The organism is Pseudomonas sp. E102, assembly GCF_052660185.1.
Window position 1 is genome coordinate 1,032,212 of sequence record NZ_CP084025.1, and the last position, 16,505, is coordinate 1,048,716.

17 protein-coding genes are annotated in these 16,505 nt (G+C 61.3%); 9 read left to right on the forward strand and 8 right to left on the reverse strand.

Going from position 1 to position 16,505, the window contains the following annotated elements:
- Nucleotides 1-87: 87 nt before the first annotated feature.
- Nucleotides 88-1,305 (reverse strand): methyl-accepting chemotaxis protein, encoded by a 1,218-nt coding sequence (locus tag DOCECA_RS04875; RefSeq protein ID WP_445571536.1) that lies wholly within the window; start codon nt 1,303-1,305, stop codon nt 88-90.
- Nucleotides 1,306-1,462: 157 nt separating this feature from the next.
- Nucleotides 1,463-2,272, reverse strand: a complete 810-nt coding sequence (locus DOCECA_RS04880; RefSeq protein WP_445571537.1) for a TatD family hydrolase — start codon at nt 2,270-2,272, stop codon at nt 1,463-1,465.
- Nucleotides 2,273-2,502: 230 nt separating this feature from the next.
- On the opposite strand from DOCECA_RS04880, the gene DOCECA_RS04885 reads away from it, so the two are divergent.
- The 3 genes from DOCECA_RS04885 to DOCECA_RS04895 all read left to right on the forward strand — a co-directional run bounded on the left by DOCECA_RS04885 (nt 2,503) and on the right by DOCECA_RS04895 (nt 5,014).
- The gene (locus DOCECA_RS04885; RefSeq protein WP_445571538.1) at nt 2,503-3,924 is read left to right on the forward strand and encodes a transglycosylase SLT domain-containing protein; all 1,422 of its coding nucleotides are present in this window, start codon (nt 2,503-2,505) and stop codon (nt 3,922-3,924) included.
- A 97-nt stretch (nt 3,925-4,021) separates the two neighbouring features.
- Nucleotides 4,022-4,456, forward strand: a complete 435-nt coding sequence (locus DOCECA_RS04890) for a DoxX family protein (RefSeq protein WP_434563116.1) — start codon at nt 4,022-4,024, stop codon at nt 4,454-4,456.
- Between the two features lie 249 nt (nt 4,457-4,705).
- On the forward strand, nt 4,706-5,014 hold the full coding sequence (locus DOCECA_RS04895) for a class I SAM-dependent methyltransferase (protein WP_420764815.1): 309 nt from the start codon (nt 4,706-4,708) through the stop codon (nt 5,012-5,014).
- Here DOCECA_RS04895 and DOCECA_RS04900 read toward each other — a convergent pair.
- From DOCECA_RS04900 to DOCECA_RS04915, 4 genes are all read right to left on the reverse strand, one after another.
- Entirely contained in the window at nt 5,001-5,864 is an 864-nt protein-coding gene (locus tag DOCECA_RS04900; protein WP_445571539.1) for a hypothetical protein, read from the reverse strand. The two genes, DOCECA_RS04895 and DOCECA_RS04900, sit on opposite strands and share 14 nt — an antisense overlap.
- Before the next feature lie 144 nt (nt 5,865-6,008).
- Nucleotides 6,009-6,506, reverse strand: coding sequence for a transcription elongation factor GreB (gene greB / locus DOCECA_RS04905; RefSeq protein WP_420764813.1), 498 nt, complete (start codon nt 6,504-6,506; stop codon nt 6,009-6,011).
- Between the two features lie 34 nt (nt 6,507-6,540).
- Entirely contained in the window at nt 6,541-9,045 is a 2,505-nt protein-coding gene (locus tag DOCECA_RS04910; protein ID WP_420764812.1) for an ABC transporter permease, read from the reverse strand.
- Nucleotides 9,045-9,728: an ABC transporter ATP-binding protein gene (locus tag DOCECA_RS04915; protein WP_039588896.1), complete on the reverse strand. Its 684-nt coding sequence runs from the start codon at nt 9,726-9,728 to the stop codon at nt 9,045-9,047. The genes DOCECA_RS04910 and DOCECA_RS04915 overlap by 1 nt, the downstream gene beginning before the upstream one ends.
- A gap of 10 nt (nt 9,729-9,738) precedes the next feature.
- Here DOCECA_RS04915 and DOCECA_RS04920 point away from each other — a divergent pair, with 10 nt between their 5' ends.
- The 3 genes from DOCECA_RS04920 to DOCECA_RS04930 all read left to right on the forward strand — a co-directional run bounded on the left by DOCECA_RS04920 (nt 9,739) and on the right by DOCECA_RS04930 (nt 11,909).
- On the forward strand, nt 9,739-10,344 hold the full coding sequence (locus DOCECA_RS04920) for an arylesterase (RefSeq protein WP_434563121.1): 606 nt from the start codon (nt 9,739-9,741) through the stop codon (nt 10,342-10,344).
- A 56-nt stretch (nt 10,345-10,400) separates the two neighbouring features.
- Nucleotides 10,401-10,694, forward strand: coding sequence for a hypothetical protein (locus DOCECA_RS04925; protein WP_041020059.1), 294 nt, complete (start codon nt 10,401-10,403; stop codon nt 10,692-10,694).
- A gap of 243 nt (nt 10,695-10,937) precedes the next feature.
- Nucleotides 10,938-11,909 carry a L,D-transpeptidase family protein gene (locus DOCECA_RS04930; protein WP_434563123.1) on the forward strand — a complete coding sequence of 324 codons (972 nt, stop codon included), beginning with the start codon at nt 10,938-10,940 and terminating at the stop codon, nt 11,907-11,909.
- 123 nt (nt 11,910-12,032) lie between these two features.
- On the opposite strand, the gene oprI is transcribed toward DOCECA_RS04930, so the two are convergent.
- On the reverse strand, nt 12,033-12,284 hold the full coding sequence (gene oprI, locus DOCECA_RS04935; protein ID WP_011335311.1) for an outer membrane lipoprotei OprI: 252 nt from the start codon (nt 12,282-12,284) through the stop codon (nt 12,033-12,035).
- A gap of 635 nt (nt 12,285-12,919) precedes the next feature.
- On the opposite strand from oprI, the gene DOCECA_RS04940 reads away from it, so the two are divergent.
- On the forward strand, nt 12,920-13,201 hold the full coding sequence (locus DOCECA_RS04940; RefSeq protein ID WP_445571540.1) for a GNAT family N-acetyltransferase: 282 nt from the start codon (nt 12,920-12,922) through the stop codon (nt 13,199-13,201).
- 83 nt (nt 13,202-13,284) lie between these two features.
- On the opposite strand, the gene DOCECA_RS04945 is transcribed toward DOCECA_RS04940, so the two are convergent.
- Nucleotides 13,285-14,361, reverse strand: a complete 1,077-nt coding sequence (locus tag DOCECA_RS04945; RefSeq protein ID WP_420764808.1) for a 3-deoxy-7-phosphoheptulonate synthase — start codon at nt 14,359-14,361, stop codon at nt 13,285-13,287.
- A gap of 214 nt (nt 14,362-14,575) precedes the next feature.
- On the opposite strand from DOCECA_RS04945, the gene DOCECA_RS04950 reads away from it, so the two are divergent.
- Together DOCECA_RS04950 and DOCECA_RS04955 are read left to right on the forward strand one after the other, a co-directional pair.
- Complete coding sequence (locus DOCECA_RS04950; protein WP_445571541.1) at nt 14,576-15,541, forward strand: putative 2-dehydropantoate 2-reductase; 966 nt, start codon at nt 14,576-14,578, stop codon at nt 15,539-15,541.
- An 18-nt stretch (nt 15,542-15,559) separates the two neighbouring features.
- On the forward strand, nt 15,560-16,465 hold the full coding sequence (locus tag DOCECA_RS04955) for a 5'-nucleotidase (protein WP_434675122.1): 906 nt from the start codon (nt 15,560-15,562) through the stop codon (nt 16,463-16,465).
- Nucleotides 16,466-16,505: the final 40 nt, after the last annotated feature.

Here is a 16,505-nt window from a genome sequence, read left to right on the forward strand (position 1 = left end):
GATAGGTCGGGCCGGGCGGGGCGGCGAATCGCGGTTGGCTATCGTGGCGATAGGTGGCGATAGCCATAAGCCTTCTGGACGAGGGGTTCAAAGCTTCAACTGCCCAATCGCCTTGTTCAATTGCCCCGCCAGCGTCGCCAGTTCAGCACTGGTGGCGGCGGAGTCCACCGTCTGGCGCACGGTGTCTTCGGTTACGTCGCGAATACCCAGCACCGCTCTGTTCATCTCCTCGGCGACGTGGCTTTGTTGCTCGGCCGCGACGGCGATCTGGGTATTGCTCTCGCGCATCTTTGCCACCGCCTCGGTGATCTGCGCCAACGCCTCGCCGGCTGCGCAAGCCTGCTGTACGCAGTCATCGGCCTTGTGCGAACTTTCCTGCATGAACTCCACCGCATCCCGGGTGACCGCCTGCAGCGCCGACACCATCGTGGTGATCTCGTCCGTAGAGGTTTGGACACGCCTGGCGAGGTTGCGGACCTCATCGGCCACCACCGCAAAGCCTCGCCCCATGTCACCGGCCCGCGCCGCTTCGATGGCGGCGTTCAGGGCCAGTAGGTTGGTTTGCTCGGCGATGCTGTGGATGACACCGACCACGCCGTTGATTTTCTGGCTGTCTTCGGCCAGGCGCTGGATCATCTCGGCTGTCTGCTGCACGCCGGTGGACAGGCCGGTAATCGATTGCTGGACACGGCTGACCACCTCGCGGCCGTTGCCGGCGAGGGTGTCGGTGGTTTTCGACAGATCACGGGTGGCGCCAGCATGCTGGGCGATGTGATAAACCGTCGCGGACATCTTGTTGATCGCCGTGGCGGCCTGGTCGGTCTCGCTCTGTTGGCCGAGCATGCCGTGGCGCACCTCGTTCATGCTCGACGCCAGCCGAGCGGCCCCGTTGTCCAACTGCCGCGCGGTGCTGGCGACGGTGTCGACCACCCGTTGGTAACCCGCCTGCATCGCGTTGAACGCGGCGGCCATCTGGCCCACCTCGTCGCGGCAGGCCAAGGGCACGCGGGCAGAAAGGTCACCGGTTTTTTCCACGTGCAGCATCACGTCTTTCAACGTGTCGAGCTGACTGAGCAGGAAGCGGATCAACAGTTGCGAGGCACCCAGCATTGCCAGCATCAACACCATCACCGCCACGGCGTATTGGCTGAAGCGTTCGGCAAAGACCAGACCCAGGCTCACCCCTCGGACCTGCTGTTCCAAATGCATGGCATAGAGCACCAACAGCAAGGTTGTGGCGAATGCGACCGCATTGACCGCCCAGAATTTGTATTTAAGCGAGATATTGCTAAGCCAGGCACCCATGGTAGGTCTTCTCTGATAGCGGAAACAGTTTCGGCAAGGTGCCAGTATTCTGCTGCTATCCAGGGGGCGGGGTTTTGATGTGCGTCAACAGATGCTAAAGAGCCCTTGACCAAGAGCCCTGGGGAGCGAGCTTGCTCGCTCCCCAGGGCCTTTCGGCTCATTCGGAAAGGTTCGGCAACCCAAAAAACGCCCGGGCGCAGGCGGTGGTGTGGACTGCCAGGTCTTCCTGGGTTTCACCGCGGTGCAGGGCAACTTCGCGAAGGACGTCCGTCAGATACGCCGGCTCGTTGCGACCGTTCTTGGGCTTGGGCCGCAGGGTACGCGGCAGTAAATACGGGGCGTCGCTTTCGAGCATGAGCCGACCGCGTGGGATTTCCCGCATCAATGGATGCAGGTGGGTGCCCCGGCGCTCATCGCAGATCCACCCGGTGATTCCGATGTGCAGGTCCAGATCGAGGTAGCGGAACAGCGCTTTTTGCTCGCCCGTAAAACAATGCACCACCGCGGCGGGCAATCGGTCACGAAAGCCTTGTAGAATTTCCAGCAGACGCTGGTCGGCGTCGCGCTCGTGGAGAAACACCGGCAATTGCAACTCCATCGCAAGGGCCAGGTGTTCTTCCAGGACCTTTTCCTGCTGTGGGCGGGGCGAGAAGTCCCGGTTGAAATCCAATCCGCATTCCCCCACCGCGCGGACGCGGTCTTGCTTGAGCAGATCCTTCAGGTGTCGTGCGCTGTCGGTCGTCCAGTCGCTGGCGCTGTGGGGATGGATGCCGGCAGTGGAAAACAGCCGTTGCCCCTCTTCGTCGAGGTGCTGGCAGAGTTCAAGGGCCTGCTCGCTGCCTTCGATGCTGGTACCGGTCAAGACCAGTTGGCAGACGCCCGCTTCATAAGCGCGCTCGAGCACGGCCTGGTGTTTGTCGGCAAAACTGGGGTTGGTCAGGTTGACGCCGATATCGATGAGTTGCATGGTGCTACCTCGGCCCAAAGGCCGCAAAGCATATCAGAGCTGTAGATTTATAAAAAAAGCCAAGAACTACAACGAGTTGCGGCTGTCTGTTGAGGCCACGAGACCGGTTGGGGTGGTGCGAATGCCATCGCTGTGCCAGTCTTTCGCACTTTTCAGCGCCCCAAGGTGCTCTGTTTTGCCAGTCGGTCCCGTTCCCTGGGATGGCTCGGCACTGTCCTTCCGGAGAGTGGATGGCACGTCCCCAGGTATTGCTTGTGCTGTGTTGTTCGCTGTTTTTGCCGATGCCGGCCGAAGCGCGGCTGCCCGGACCGCTGCAAGCCGTGGCGCCGGGAACCGTCCGGGACCTGGCGCAGATCCGGGACAGCCGGGTGCTGAAAGTCCTGGTCAATCAGAGCCGCAACAGTTCCGGCGAAGTCCAGGGACAGCCCATTGGCGTCGAATATCACCGGTTGCGGGCGTTCGAGCAATACCTCAACGGACATGCCCGGGACGGCCAGGAAATTACCCTCAAGATCATTCCCAAGGCCAAGGATCAGCTGCTTGGCGCCTTGCAACGTGGCGAGGGCGACCTGGTCGCTCCCGGCGAACTGCTTGAGCCGCAACCGGGCCAGGCGGTCAGCGCCAGTGGTCCGATCCGCAGCGACGTGCCGTGGCTGTTGGTGGGCATCAAGGGGGAGAAGCGATATACCCGCGTCGAACAATTGTCTGGCAAGACCCTGGCCCTGCCCACTGGCAGCGCGGCGGGGGATGCCGTCAGCCAGATCAATCAGAAGCTTGCGTTGCTCAAGTTGCCGGCGGTGAAAATCGAATGGGTCGATCCCACCCTGGCGGTGGAGGATGTGCTGGAAATGGTCCAGGGCGGGATCTTCCACCTGACCATTGTCGAACAGCCGATTGCCGAACGTTGGGGCAAGATCTTGCCCAAGCTGCGCTTCGACCGCCAATTGCTCATCGGCGAGCCGAGCGATGAGTTCTGGTTCGTCCGTCGTGACGCCGCGATGCTGCGGGCGAGCATCGATCGATTCCTCGTCACCTACAAGGCACCGTCAAACGAGGACGCTGCGTTCCTGCGGATCTACCGTCGCTTGTACCAGGTCCATTATCCGTTGGCCCGGGCCAATCGCCAGCGCCTGGAGAAGCTGCGGCCGGTGCTGCAAAAGCACGCCCAGGCTCAAGGCATGGACTGGCTCAACCTGGCGGCCCTGGCCTTCAAGGAGTCGGCCCTGCAACCCAACGCGCGCAGCGGCAGCGGCCCGACGGGCCTGATGCAGATCACTCCGTCCGCGGCCCAGCGGGTCGGGGTCAATGACATCCGCAACCTCGATGGTAATGTGCAGGCTGGCGCCAAGTACCTGGCCATGATCCGCCGCAAGTTTTTCGCCAGCCCCAAACTCAACGAGCGAGAGCGCATGGCGTTCGTCCTGGCGGCCTACAACATGGGACCCGAGCGGGTGCAAGGGATGCGCGCCGAGGCCCGGCGACGGGGATTGAACCCGAACCAGTGGTTTTTCCAGGTGGAGCGCATCGCCATGGAGCAGGTGGGGATGGGCGCAGTCAGCTACGTTAATAGTGTGAATAAATACTATCTGGCGTTTGACCGGGAGCGAGAGTCGCTGGAGTCCCAGGAACGAAAGGTGGTCCTGCGAAAATAATCAAATAACCTGATCGTTATGGCGGAGTTTTTGCGCTAGTTAGATAAGGTTATTCGATTAATATGGCGTCTAACCACACATCACCAAGGAATGATCCATGAGCACTCTCATCAACAAAGTACTGTTCTCCCGTGCTGGCTACGGCCTGACTGTCCTGCGCATCGTCGTGGGTATCATCTTCACTGCCCACGGTGGGCAAAAGCTGTTCGGTCTGTTTGGCGGTTATGGTTTGGCGGGGACGGCGCAGTGGATGGAAAGCATCGGCCTGGCTCCCGGTTACTTGATGGCGACGTTGGCGGGCGGTACCGAGTTCTTTGCCGGCCTGGCGCTGATCATCGGCCTTCTGGCGCGCCCTGCGGCGCTGGGTCTGGCGATTCTGTCGCTGGTGGCGATTTTCTCGGTGCATATCGGCAATGGTCTGTTCATGGCCAACAATGGCTACGAGTTTGGCCTGGCCCTGCTGGCGGGTAGCATCGCCGTGCTGATTGAAGGTGCTGGCAAGCTTTCCGCCGACAACGCCATCGCCCGCTGACCCCTTGCTTGAATCGTCGAGGCCCGTCCAGTACGGGCCTTTTTTGTGCTCATCGATTCTTGACACTGGCCGGTCAGCTTCTCTAGGATGCCGCTCATGCGCCGATTTAAACAGCTACTTGCGGGGCGCCAGGTGACTTCCGGTCACCGATAGAAGCCAGGACAACAGGGCTTCGAAATACCGCTAAAGCGCTGGTTCGGTGTTGCCTCTCACCTGCCATGCAGACTTTTGAGGCAGAGACACGACACAATGAACGCATCCAGCCCCCTCGTACGTCTTGCGCCAATCACGGCGAACCTTCTCCAACGCAATCCGAAAATTCTCCTGGGCGGTACCCACCAGCCAACGCTGCTGCGTTATCTGGACGGCTGGCCGCGACGCAACCATGGGCCTGCTGCCTTCCTGATCCAATTTGTCGAAGACGGCGAGTCCCTGGCGCGTTTTGCCAATGACAGCTTCGACCTCGCCGTGATCCAGTCCCCCACCCGGGCGGACGCTGCCGAAACGATCCGGCAGCTGACCCGTGTGGCCAGGCAGGGACTGATCACCCGCCGTTAAGGTCCCCTTTGGCCAGGCCCCGGAACTGGTTGGCGTGCATGCAGTTGAGCACAATGCTGCTTCGCGTCGACCAGTCGGTATTGATGATGTGAAAGCGTTGGATATAGCTATTGATGTCTTGGGACGCGAACCATTCGTCAACTTTGTCGCTGAAATCATCCGGGACGAAGAAGCCTGTATATTTCGCGCATTGGATGGAGCGAAGCGCGTAGGGCCTTTTAGGCTGTGAACTGGCATCGTCCATGAATTTTTTCAGCGTTGAAGTGCTTATATAGTCCTCGCCGGACCATTGGTGCTCGACCCCGGGCCAGTAACCATCCCCGCCACGCCTGTTATAGGAAATGACGATATTCTTTCCTGGCATGCGTTGCCATAGTTCCTGAAGCGTCATATAGCTCTGAGCGTAGTGGATCAGTCGATGTCCGATCGTCTGGTCAATCAGGTCGTGAAGTTCGTTATGTGCCGCATCGGTAAAATTCTTGAACTGATGAAAGTTCAAAACGATGATTTCCTTCTCTCGGGCTGGGTTCGCATAAAACGCGTTGAGCACGTCAAGGACATCACCGGCCACGGTACGGCCCGACGAGGTCAGGTGATAAAGCTGGAAGCGACGCGGGTGCCCGGCAGGCTGGTCGGCGAACAGCTCAACGCGCAGGTCGAGTACGCGAAACCCACGGTTGATCTGATCGCGGATTGGAACGTCTTGGGTGATTTCAAACGGAAACTGCATCTTCGGCGCTTCTCTGTCAGAGCCTGAATCATGGGTGCCGGGGAGAATTAGTTCATCGATGCGAAGTTTATAAATTTGCTGTGTGTGGTTCATCCATCGATCACTGAAGTTCGGGTCCATGTTATTCATCCTTGAATATGTACAGATAATAAAAAAGTGCGCTCTCGGCGCACTTTCAATTTCCCGGATGAACCTGTTGATGTCAAATAACAAGTTGCTTGTCGTTGTGCCGCGATATGTCCGCGGATTAATTTTCTTTGGTTTTTACAGGTATTCGATGTGGGTTATATATATAAGTTGCTCGCCGGCAGGCGTTTGGACTCGGGCTTCGGCATCCAGGGCCTTGCCGATCAATGCCCGGGCCAGCGGCGAGTCGATGCTGATCAGGTTCTGTTTCAAATCCAGCTCATCGGGCCCGACGATGCGATAGCGGGACTCGTTGCCTTCTTCATCTTCCACGGTGACCCAGGCGCCGAAATAAACCTTGTTGGGGTCGCTGGGCTTTTCACTGACGACCTTGAGCGCTTCGAGGCGCTTGGTGAGGAAGCGCACGCGACTGTCGATTTCCCGCAGCATCTTCTTGCCGTAAGTGTATTCGGCGTTTTCCGAACGATCGCCCTGGGCCGCCGCCTCGCTGACCGATTGGGTCACCTGGGGACGGCGCACGTGCCAGAGTTCGTGGAGTTCAGCGCGCATCCGCGCCTCACCTTCGGGGGTGATCAGCGCGGTGCCGGCGGTGCGGGGAGGGCGATAGCGACTCATGGCAACTTCTTGTGATAGCGAAGCCGGAAGTCTATCAACCCTCGCGCAACACTGTCAGCGGGCTGGCGTTGAGCGCTCGGCGGGTACCAAATACGCCCGCTGCACCGATCAGCAAAGCGCCCACCAATGGCAGCACCAGCAGCCATGGATGCGGATGCCATGGCAGGTCGAATGCGTACCGGTAAAGCACCAGGCTCACCAACTCCGAGCCCAGGGCGGCCAGCAAGCCGCTGACCGCGCCCAGCAAACCGAACTCGATGCGCCGGGCCTTGGTCAGCAGTGGCCGCTCGGCACCGAGGGCGCGTAGCAATGCGCCTTGGCGAATCCTTTCATCGAGCGTGGCTTGCAAGCCTGAGAACAGCACGGCCATCCCCGCCGCGAGCACGAACAGCAGCACATATTCCACGGCCAGCGTCACCTGGGCGAGGATGCTCCGCAGTTGTTCGAGCAGGGCTTCCACCTGCAGGATCGTCACGGCGGGGAACGCCCGTGACAGGTCGACAATCTGCTGGTCGTGACCGGCTGCCAGATAGAAGCTGGTGAGGTAGGTGGCCGGAAGATCCTTCAAGGTGCCGGGCTGGAAAATCATGAAGAAGTTTGGCTGGAAATTGTCCCAATTGATTTCCCGCAGGCTGGTGACCTTCGCCTCCCGGTTGAGACCCCCGACATTGAACACCAGGCGGTCGCCCAGCTTGATCTTGAGGTTTTCGGCCACCTTGCCTTCCACCGACACTCCTGGAATATCGTCCGGTGGCTGTTGAGGCCACCAGTTTCCGGCGGTCACCACATTGCCCGCAGGCAGATCCGCGGCCCAGGTCAGGCTCAGGTCGCGCTGCAGCGCGCGGTCGCCCGCCGAGTCTTTGGTCACGAATTCCTTGGCCGGCTCGCCGTTGATGCTGATGAGCCGCCCCGGTACCACGGGATACAGCGGGGCCGACTGCGCGGACAGTTCCATCAGCTTGTCGGCGAACGCCTGTTTGTCGTTGGGCAGGATGTTCAGGGCGAAATAGTTCGGAGCGTTCTTGGGCAGCTGGTTTTGCCAGGTATCCAACAACTCGCCGCGCAGCAACGCAATCAATGCCATGGACAACAGGATCAGGCCGAATGCCAGGGCCTGGCCCGCCGCGGCCAGCGGGTGGCGCAGCAACTGGCCGAGCCCCAGGCGCCAGGGCAGCGAGGCGCGGGCCAGCATCCGACGCAGGCTCTGCAATGCCAGCAGCAGCAGGCCACCAAGGACCAGCGCGGCAATCACGCCGCCACCGAGCAGGGCAAACGTGAGCACCAGGTCCAGGCTCAGGCGCCACATGATCAGCCCAAGGGCACCCAATGCGGCGCCGTAGACCACCCAGGTACTGGAGGGGATCGGCAGCATGTCCCGGCGCAGTACGCGCAGCGGCGGGACCCGGCCCAGTGCAGCCAACGGCGGCAAGGCGAACCCCGCCAGCGCCACCAACCCGGTGCCGATCCCGGCGATCGCCGGCAACAGGCCGCCTGGCGGCACGGTGGTCGGCAACAGGTCATGCAGCAAGGCGAACAGGCCCAGTTGGGCGATCCAGCCAAGGAGGGCGCCGCTGATACTGGCCAGCAGGCCCAGCACCGTCAATTGCAGGCTGAACAGCACCATGGCTTCCCGGCGCGACAGGCCGAGACAACGCAACAGCGCGCTGGCGTCGAAGCGCCGCGTGGCGAAGCGGTTGGCGGAGAGGGCGACGGCCACGCCGGACAGCAGCACCGCCACCAGGCTGGCCATGTTCAGGTAGCGCTCGGCCTTGCCCAGGGCGCCTCCGATCTGCCGGTTGCCATCGCGGGCATCCTGCAGACGCTGGTTGGGTTCCAGGCCTGGCTTGACCAGGTCGCGGTAGGTTTGCAGTGCCGGGGCCGGGCCTCGCCACAGGTCGCGATAGCTGACGCGGCTGCCCGGTTGCACCACGCCTGTGGCGTCCAGATCCTTGAGATTGATCATGACTCGCGGTGTAAGGCTGTAGAAGTTGCCGGCGCGATCCGGTTCGTAGGTCAGCACCCGGCTCAGGCGAAGGGTCTTGTTGCCGACATCGATGCTGTCACCGATCTTCAGGTCCAGGGCGGTCAGCAGCCGCGCCTCCACCCAGGCCTCACCCGGGGCTGGACGTCCGCCCGTTTCCTCCTGTGCAAGGGGCGCGGGGGCGCTTTTCAGTTCGCCGCGCAAGGGGTAGATGTCATCGGCTGCCTTGACGCTGGACAGCTGGATACCGTTGTCGGTGGCAACGACACTGGAAAACTCCACCACGCGGGCATGTTCCAGGCCCAGTTCGGTGCCGCTGCGAATCTGTTCCGGGCGGGCGGGGGAGCTGCCTTCGAGCAGCAGGTCGGCGCCGAGGAACTCGGTGGCGCGCATCATCATCGCGCCGTTGAGCCGGGCGCCGAAGTAGCCGATGGCGGTGCTTGCCGCCACGGCCACCAGCAAGGCGAAGAACAGCACGCGCAGCTCGCCGGCGCGGGCGTCGCGCAGCAACTGGCGAATGGCAAGACTGAACAGGCGCAGCAGGGGCAAGCGTGCCATCAAGGCTCCAGGGGCGCGACCATCTGGCCGGCTTCAAGTCGGATCAGGCGCCGGCAGCGATGGGCCAGGCGTTCGTCGTGGGTGACCAGCACCAGGGTCGTACCGCGTTCCTTGTTCAGCTCGAACAGCAGATCGCTGATGCGTTCGCCAGTGTGGCTGTCGAGGTTGCCGGTAGGCTCGTCGGCAAACAGAACGTCGGGTTCGGCGGCAAAGGCGCGGGCGATCGCAACGCGCTGTTGTTCGCCGCCGGAGAGCTGGCGTGGCGAGTGAGTCAACCGCTGGCCGAGCCCGACCCGTTGCAGCAGTTGCGTGGCGCGCTCCCGGGCGTCCTTGCGGCCGTCCAGTTCCAGCGGCAGCATAACGTTCTCCAGCGCGTTGAGGCTGTCGAGCAGCTGGAAAGACTGGAAGACGAAGCCGACATGTTCGGCGCGAACCCGTGCCCGCTGATCCTCGTCCAATGCGCTGAGGGCTTGGCCGGCGAGGGTCACTTCGCCCTTGCTGGGCAGGTCGAGCCCGGCCAGCAGGCCGAGCAGCGTCGACTTGCCGGAACCGGACGCGCCGACGATGGCCAGGCTGTCGCCCTTGTTCAGTTCCAGGCTGAGTTCGTGCAGGATGGTCAGTTCACCTTCCGCGCTGGGAACCACTTTGCTAAGGTCCGTCGCGGTGAGAATGCTTGAGCCCATGGAGAATCCGATGCGTGTGTGGTTTTTGAGTGCCGGCCTGGCCTTGATGTGCATGGTCCAGAACGCAGCGGCGGGTACAGTCCTGATCGTTGGCGATAGTATCAGCGCGGCTTTCGGCCTGGATACCCGGCAAGGCTGGGTGTCGTTGCTAGAACAACGGCTCAAGGCCGAGGGTTTCGACGATAAAGTGGTCAATGCCTCGATCAGTGGCGACACCAGTGCAGGTGGCCTGGCGCGCCTGCCGACGCTGCTTGCGGCCCATAAGCCGGAGGTGGTGGTTCTGGAGTTGGGAGGCAACGATGGGCTGCGCGGACAGCCGCCAACACAATTGCAACAAAACCTTGCAGCGATGATCGAGAGCTCTCGCGCCAGCGGTGCGAAGGTGATCTTGCTGGGCATGCAGTTGCCGCCCAACTATGGGCGGCGCTACACCGAGGCTTTCGCGAAGGTCTACACCACCTTGGCCGAGGAGAAGAAGGTGCCGCTGGTGCCGTTTTTTCTCAAGGATGTGGGAGGTGTCCCGGGGATGATGCAAGGCGACGGGTTGCACCCGTCCGTCGCGGCTCAGGGCAAGTTGCTGGAAAATGTCTGGCCGACGCTGAAACCGCTGCTTTGACGCTTTTCTACAGGCGGTGTTTCGGCTAATGTGGCGCCCCCGATTTGGAGCCCCCGATGCCGCGTCCCGCCTGGTCCCTGTTTGCCTACCAACTGATCGAGCCTGACGAGCAGCTGGATCTGTTCGCCTGCCAGGAAGTACGGGTGCACCTGGTGACCCGGCAGTTGGAACTGGGCGGATCGGCCGACCGGACCCTGTGCGGCAGCCTGTTGCCGGCCCAGCCACGTTGGTCCGGGGTCGATCGCAGGATTTTCCAGGATCACCGCCTGTGTTCCTTGTGCCGGGCGATCCTGGAGTCGCAGAAACGCGGCACCTCGCCAATCTGGCCGGAGTTGCGGTTCGAGTTGTGATCCTTCTGGCCCAGAGTATCGCTTTTGTGGGAGCGAGCTTGCTCGCGATAGGGCCGGCACAGTCCCATACAGTGCAGGCAGGCCCACCGCCAATCGCGAGCAAGCTCGCTCCCACAGGGTTTCAGTTGATCCCCCGGCATGCTGCGCATCGGACACTCCGGTGCCGCTCTCCCCGAAATAACGGGGGGCAGTGTACAATCGCCGTTTCGATACCCCTTGTTCGATCTGCGAAGGATTTCCCGGATGTTGCCGCGCTTGCCTGCCGTCGCCCGCTGCCTGTCTCTTGCCGCCCTGTGTATGGCTGGTCCCGTTGCTGCGTTGGAGTTGCCCCTGCCCCCACCGGGCGAAGACATCGTCGGCCAGGTGCAGGTCATCAAGGCCAAATACGAAGATACCTTCGCTGACCTGGGCACCACCTATGACTTGGGCTATACCGAGATGGTGGCGGCCAACCCCGGGGTCGATCCGTGGTTGCCGGGGGCTGGCACCGAGATTGTCCTGCCGACCCGTTTCATTCTTCCTCCGGGCCCGCGCGAAGGCATCGTGATCAACCTCGCCGAATATCGCCTCTACTATTTCCCCAAGGGCCGGAACGTGGTCTATACGTTCCCGCTGGGGATTGGCCGCGAAGGTTGGGGTTCGCCCATTGCGCGCACCAGCATCATCGCCAAGACGCCTAACCCGACCTGGACGCCTCCGGCCTCGATCAAGGCCGAACACGCCGCTGATGGCGACCCGCTGCCGAATGTCGTGCCGGCCGGTCCTGACAATCCATTGGGCCCGTTCAAGTTCACCCTGGGTACGCCGGGCTACCTGATCCATGGATCGAACAAGAAGTTTGGCATTGGCATGCGTACCAGCCACGGCTGTTTCCGTATGTTCAACAACAACGTCCTGGAGATGGCCGGCATGGTGCCGGTGGGCACTTCGGTACGAATCATCAACGATCCGTACAAGTTGGGCCTCAGTGGCGGCAAGGTTTACCTGGAAGCTCATACGCCCCTGGACGACAAGGGCAACCCGTCCGTGGTGGACAAGCACACCGCGGTCATCAATGCGATGCTCAAGCGTGAGGACATCACCAGCAACTTGCGCATGAACTGGGACGTGGTGCGTGACGTGGTAGCTGCCGAAGATGGCCTGCCGGTGGAAATCGCAGTGCCAAGTGCATCAGCCCCGATGGTCTCGAGCGCCCCGGTCGACATGCCCCAGTAACTGTCCTGAAGCAAACCGCCGACTTCTTGCGACCTCGGCGGTTTTTTTTGCCTTGCAAAAACTCAGGGCAATAAAAAAGCCGACCCAGTAACAGGTCGGCTCGATAACAATCCCGAAGGACTATTACTTGCGGCTAGCTTTTTCCAGCATGCGCAGAGCACGCTCGTTAGCTTCGTCAGCAGTCTGTTGTGCTTTTTGAGCAGCAGCCAGAGCTTCATCAGCTTTACGGTAGGCTTCGTCTGCACGAGCTTGGGCGCGAGCTGCTGCGTCTTCGGTAGCAGTCAGACGGGCTTCGGTTTCTTTCGATGCGCTGCTGCAACCGGTAGCCAGAACTGCGGCCAGGGCCAGAGCAGAGAATTTCAGAACGTTGTTCATCGTGTTCCCCTTCAAGGACTTTCTATTTAATGACTGTCTCCCCAGAGTGAGGAGTTAGCCGGCGTACATACTACTCATTACTTGTAGTAAGTAAACTGACGTAGCGCAAGAAGCAAAAAAATTGTAGGCGGTGATTCTTTTTCAAGCAACTTTTCTGAGTGCTGTTTAAAAAACGCACAGCCCAACCTCCGGAATGGAGCGCGGCGGTGAAGAAAAGTTCCGCTGGGCAGACCAACTCATTGCAGAGCGCTAAAGTCGCTGTTTATTGATTCTCCTAGACTTTTGCTCATTTTTTGCGCAACCGCCGGCACATCTTTTATTGGTAACGGCGGTGACTTTAACAATCGGCGCTCGTCTCAAGACTCAACAACTGGCGATGTTCAGCTATTGCGCCTTGATCGACTACAGGGTGAGCGTGACGCTCAATCGATAAACCCGCCGGGGTTTATCCCTTCAGTGACAGGCGTGCCTTGAGCATTTGCGTCATTGGTGCCTACTATTCACGACGTGCTCGGGTTTGAGCGATTGATTTTTTGCGCTCGGTGACCAAGCAGGCACGGGGTGGCGTAGATGTTCCTTCGCCGGAAAAACATCGGTAAGGTAGGGGTCGGCATTCAGACCCGCGAGGAGTAGTGATGAGCGAGGCGGTTACCATCCACCATGACCAGGCTGGTCATCAGTTCGAGACCATTGTGGACGGTCATCGTGCCTATCTGACCTACATGGACCTGGGCAAGCAGACCCTGGATATCTATCGCACGTTCGTGCCCAACGCGTTGCGTGGCAGGGGAATCGCGGCGAAGCTGACTGAAACGGCCCTGCAGTACGCCGAGGAAATGGGCTACACGGTGATCCCGTCCTGCTCCTATGTGGAGCGATACATGGAGCGTCACCAGCGGCACGCGGCGAAGCTCTGACACCCAACGGTTCCCCAAAAAAACGCCGGGCTGAAAAGCCCGGCGTTTTTTTATGCTGGTGTTTTATCTGTCGAAGCGATCGATCAGCTGCGCTGACGCTTTGGCAGCACGTCCTTGAGCTTGGCGTGCATGCTGCGCAAGGTTTTCTCGGTGGTGCCCCAGTCGATGCAGGCGTCGGTGATGGAGACGCCGTACTGCAAATCGGCGAGGTCTTTCGGGATCGCCTGGCAGCCCCAGTTCAAATGACTTTCCACCATCAGGCCGATGATTGATTGGTTGCCTTCCAGGATCTGGTTGGCAACGTTTTCCATCACCAGCGGCTGCAGCGCCGGGTCCTTGTTGGAGTTGGCGTGGCTGCAATCGACCATGATGTTCGGCTTGACCTTGGCCTTGTCCAGCGCCTGCTCACACAGGGCGACACTGACCGAATCATAGTTCGGCTTGCCGTTGCCGCCGCGCAATACCACGTGGCCGTAGGCGTTGCCCTTGGTGGTGACGATCGAGACGCCACCTTCCTGGTTGATGCCCAGGAAACGGTGCGGGCTGGAAACCGACTGCAAGGCGTTGATCGCCACAGTCAGGCCGCCGTCGGTGCCGTTCTTGAAGCCCACCGCCGAGGACAGGCCGGAGGCCATTTCCCGGTGGGTCTGGGATTCGGTGGTGCGTGCGCCGATGGCCGACCAGCTGATCAGGTCCTGCAAATATTGCGGAGAGATCGGGTCCAGGGCTTCGGTGGCGGTGGGCAGGCCCATTTCGGCCAGGTCCAGCAGCAATTGGCGACCGATATGCAGGCCGTCCTGGATCTTGAAGGAGTCGTCCAGGTACGGGTCGTTGATCAGGCCCTTCCAGCCAACGGTCGTCCGAGGCTTCTCGAAATACACCCGCATTACCAGGTACAAGGTGTCGGAAACTTCCGCGGCGAGTACCTTCAGGCGCTCGGCGTATTCGTGGGCAGCCTTGATGTCATGGATCGAGCAAGGCCCGATGACCACGAACAGGCGATGGTCGGTGCCGTCGAGAATGTTGCGGATGACTTCCCGGCCCTTGGTCACGGTGCGCAGGGCAGCGTCGCTCAGGGGGATATCGCGCTTGAGTTGGTCAGGCGTGATGAGGGTCTCGTTGGAGGCGACGTTTAGGTCATTGATCGGTAAATCAGCCATCGTGTTACTCGTCAGGTCACGGGTGCCGGCCGCCAGCGATCCCCGCGCGGCGGTGCACAGCGAAGTTAAGCGCGTCGGGGAGCCGAACCTTAGCGCGTTCGGAGGTGGCTCGACAATGGGCAGGGGCCGCTTTAATTGCGGCGGGCAGGGTCCTCGCCACGAAGCGTGGGTCCTGTGTAATGATGCGCGGGGATTGTCAGAGAGGGGGAGTTGCATGACGCAGGCAGGCGCTAGGCCCGGGAGCGGCAGGATCGGCATGATCGGCACCGGGGCGATCGGTGGGTTTTACGGTGTGATGCTGGCCCGGGCCGGTCACGACGTTCACTTCTTGTTGCGCAGCGAATTTGCCGCCGTCGCCGAGGGCGGCCTGCGGATCGACAGCGATGTCCATGGCGCGCTGAGCCTCGATCCGGTCCAGGCGTACCGGTCGGCGGAGCAGATGCCGCCTTGCGAGTGGCTGCTGGTGGGCGCCAAGACCACCAGCAATGCGGACCTGGCGCCGGCGATCATCCAGGCGGCCGCCGATGGGGCGAAAATCCTGTTGCTGCAGAACGGCCTCGATGTCGAAGACGATCTGCGGCCGTTGTTGCCCGATTCGCTGCACCTGTTGGGTGGCCTGTGCCTGATCTGCGTGAATCGTGTCGGCCCGGGCGTCATCGCTCACCAGGCGCTCGGTGCGGTCAACATCGGCTATCACAGTGGTCCCTGCCAGGACCAGGCTGAGCGCATGGCGATCGTCGAAGAGGCGGCGGGTCTGTTCCGTGACGCCGGCATCGACTCCCAGGCGATGCCCGACCTGCAACAGGCTCGTTGGCAGAAGCTGGTGTGGAACGTACCGTATAACGGCCTGTCGGTGCTGCTGGGCGCCAGCACCTCGCCGTTGATGGCGAATGATCACAGTCGCGGGCTGATCCAGGCGCTCATGGGCGAGGTGGTACGCGGTGCGCAGGCCTGCGGCCATCAGATCGCGCCTGGGTATGCGGATTATCTGTTCACGATGACCGAAAAAATGCCCGACTATTGGCCGAGCATGTATCACGATTACGCCCATAAACGGCCGCTGGAGCTGGAGGCAATCTACGCCCGGCCATTGGCGGCGGCCAAGGCGGCAGGCTGCGAGCTGCCGAAGATCGAAGCGTTGCATCAGGCGCTGGCGTTCCTGGATCGCCGCAACCGTTGACAGGCGAAAGGGGGCAACATGGCAAATAACATCGATGACAAGCTGGTGCTGGCGATTTCATCGCGGGCCTTGTTCGATTTGAGCGAAAGCCACAAGGTCTATCTGTCGAGTGGCGTCGAGGCCTATCGGCAATACCAGATCGAGCATGAAGACGAGGTCCTGGAGCCGGGGGACGCCTTCGCCCTGGTGCAGAAACTGCTCAACCTCAACGAGCACCTTGGGCGCGCCCGTGTCGAAGTCATCCTGGTGTCGCGAAACAGCGCCGATACCGGCCTGCGGGTATTCAACTCGATCCACCATTATGGCTTGGCGATTTCCCGCGCCGCATTCGTTGGGGGCCGCAGTCCATACCCTTATCTGAAGGCCTTCGGCTGCGACCTGTTTTTGTCCACCCATGCCGAAGACGTGCGCAGCGCCCTGGACGCGGGGTTTGCGGCCGCGACAATTCTGTCGGGGGGCGCCAGCCGTGCCGCCAGCGAGGAATTGCGCATTGCTTTCGACGGTGATGCGGTGCTGTTTTCCGACGAGTCGGAACGCGTCTATCAGAGCGGTGGCCTGGAAGCCTTCCAGGCCAGTGAGCGCCAGGCCGCGCGCGAGCCGCTGCGAGGGGGGCCATTCAAGGGCTTCCTGGCGGCGCTCAATGCGCTGCAACGCGAGTTTCCCGAGGATGCTTGCCCGATCCGCACGGCATTGGTGACGGCCCGTTCGGCGCCGGCCCACGAACGGGTCATTCGCACGTTGCGCGAATGGGATATCCGCCTCGACGAGTCGCTGTTCCTGGGCGGCTTGACCAAGTCGGCCTTTCTCGAGGCTTTTGCCGCCGACGTGTTTTTCGACGACCAGACCGGACATTGCGAGCTTGCCCGGGAAGTGGTCGCCACCGGGCACGTGCCCCATGGCATCAGTAACGAAGTGAAGCTCTGACCACCCGTTGCGGGGAGCGTCACGCCGCACGTCGCACTCC

What these genes read in the sequence shown, in the direction of transcription:
- DOCECA_RS04875 (WP_445571536.1), bottom strand. Translation starts at nt 1,305, where the DNA reads ATGGGTGCCTGGCTTAGCAATATCTCGCTTAAATACAAATTCTGGGCG.
- DOCECA_RS04880 (WP_445571537.1), bottom strand. Translation starts at nt 2,272, where the DNA reads ATGCAACTCATCGATATCGGCGTCAACCTGACCAACCCCAGTTTTGCC.
- DOCECA_RS04885 (WP_445571538.1), top strand. Translation starts at nt 2,503, where the DNA reads ATGGCACGTCCCCAGGTATTGCTTGTGCTGTGTTGTTCGCTGTTTTTG.
- DOCECA_RS04890 (WP_434563116.1), top strand. Translation starts at nt 4,022, where the DNA reads ATGAGCACTCTCATCAACAAAGTACTGTTCTCCCGTGCTGGCTACGGC.
- DOCECA_RS04895 (WP_420764815.1), top strand. Translation starts at nt 4,706, where the DNA reads ATGAACGCATCCAGCCCCCTCGTACGTCTTGCGCCAATCACGGCGAAC.
- DOCECA_RS04900 (WP_445571539.1), bottom strand. Translation starts at nt 5,864, where the DNA reads ATGGACCCGAACTTCAGTGATCGATGGATGAACCACACACAGCAAATT.
- greB (WP_420764813.1), bottom strand. Translation starts at nt 6,506, where the DNA reads ATGAGTCGCTATCGCCCTCCCCGCACCGCCGGCACCGCGCTGATCACC.
- DOCECA_RS04910 (WP_420764812.1), bottom strand. Translation starts at nt 9,045, where the DNA reads ATGGCACGCTTGCCCCTGCTGCGCCTGTTCAGTCTTGCCATTCGCCAG.
- DOCECA_RS04915 (WP_039588896.1), bottom strand. Translation starts at nt 9,728, where the DNA reads ATGGGCTCAAGCATTCTCACCGCGACGGACCTTAGCAAAGTGGTTCCC.
- DOCECA_RS04920 (WP_434563121.1), top strand. Translation starts at nt 9,739, where the DNA reads ATGCGTGTGTGGTTTTTGAGTGCCGGCCTGGCCTTGATGTGCATGGTC.
- DOCECA_RS04925 (WP_041020059.1), top strand. Translation starts at nt 10,401, where the DNA reads ATGCCGCGTCCCGCCTGGTCCCTGTTTGCCTACCAACTGATCGAGCCT.
- DOCECA_RS04930 (WP_434563123.1), top strand. Translation starts at nt 10,938, where the DNA reads ATGTTGCCGCGCTTGCCTGCCGTCGCCCGCTGCCTGTCTCTTGCCGCC.
- oprI (WP_011335311.1), bottom strand. Translation starts at nt 12,284, where the DNA reads ATGAACAACGTTCTGAAATTCTCTGCTCTGGCCCTGGCCGCAGTTCTG.
- DOCECA_RS04940 (WP_445571540.1), top strand. Translation starts at nt 12,920, where the DNA reads ATGAGCGAGGCGGTTACCATCCACCATGACCAGGCTGGTCATCAGTTC.
- DOCECA_RS04945 (WP_420764808.1), bottom strand. Translation starts at nt 14,361, where the DNA reads ATGGCTGATTTACCGATCAATGACCTAAACGTCGCCTCCAACGAGACC.
- DOCECA_RS04950 (WP_445571541.1), top strand. Translation starts at nt 14,576, where the DNA reads ATGACGCAGGCAGGCGCTAGGCCCGGGAGCGGCAGGATCGGCATGATC.
- DOCECA_RS04955 (WP_434675122.1), top strand. Translation starts at nt 15,560, where the DNA reads ATGGCAAATAACATCGATGACAAGCTGGTGCTGGCGATTTCATCGCGG.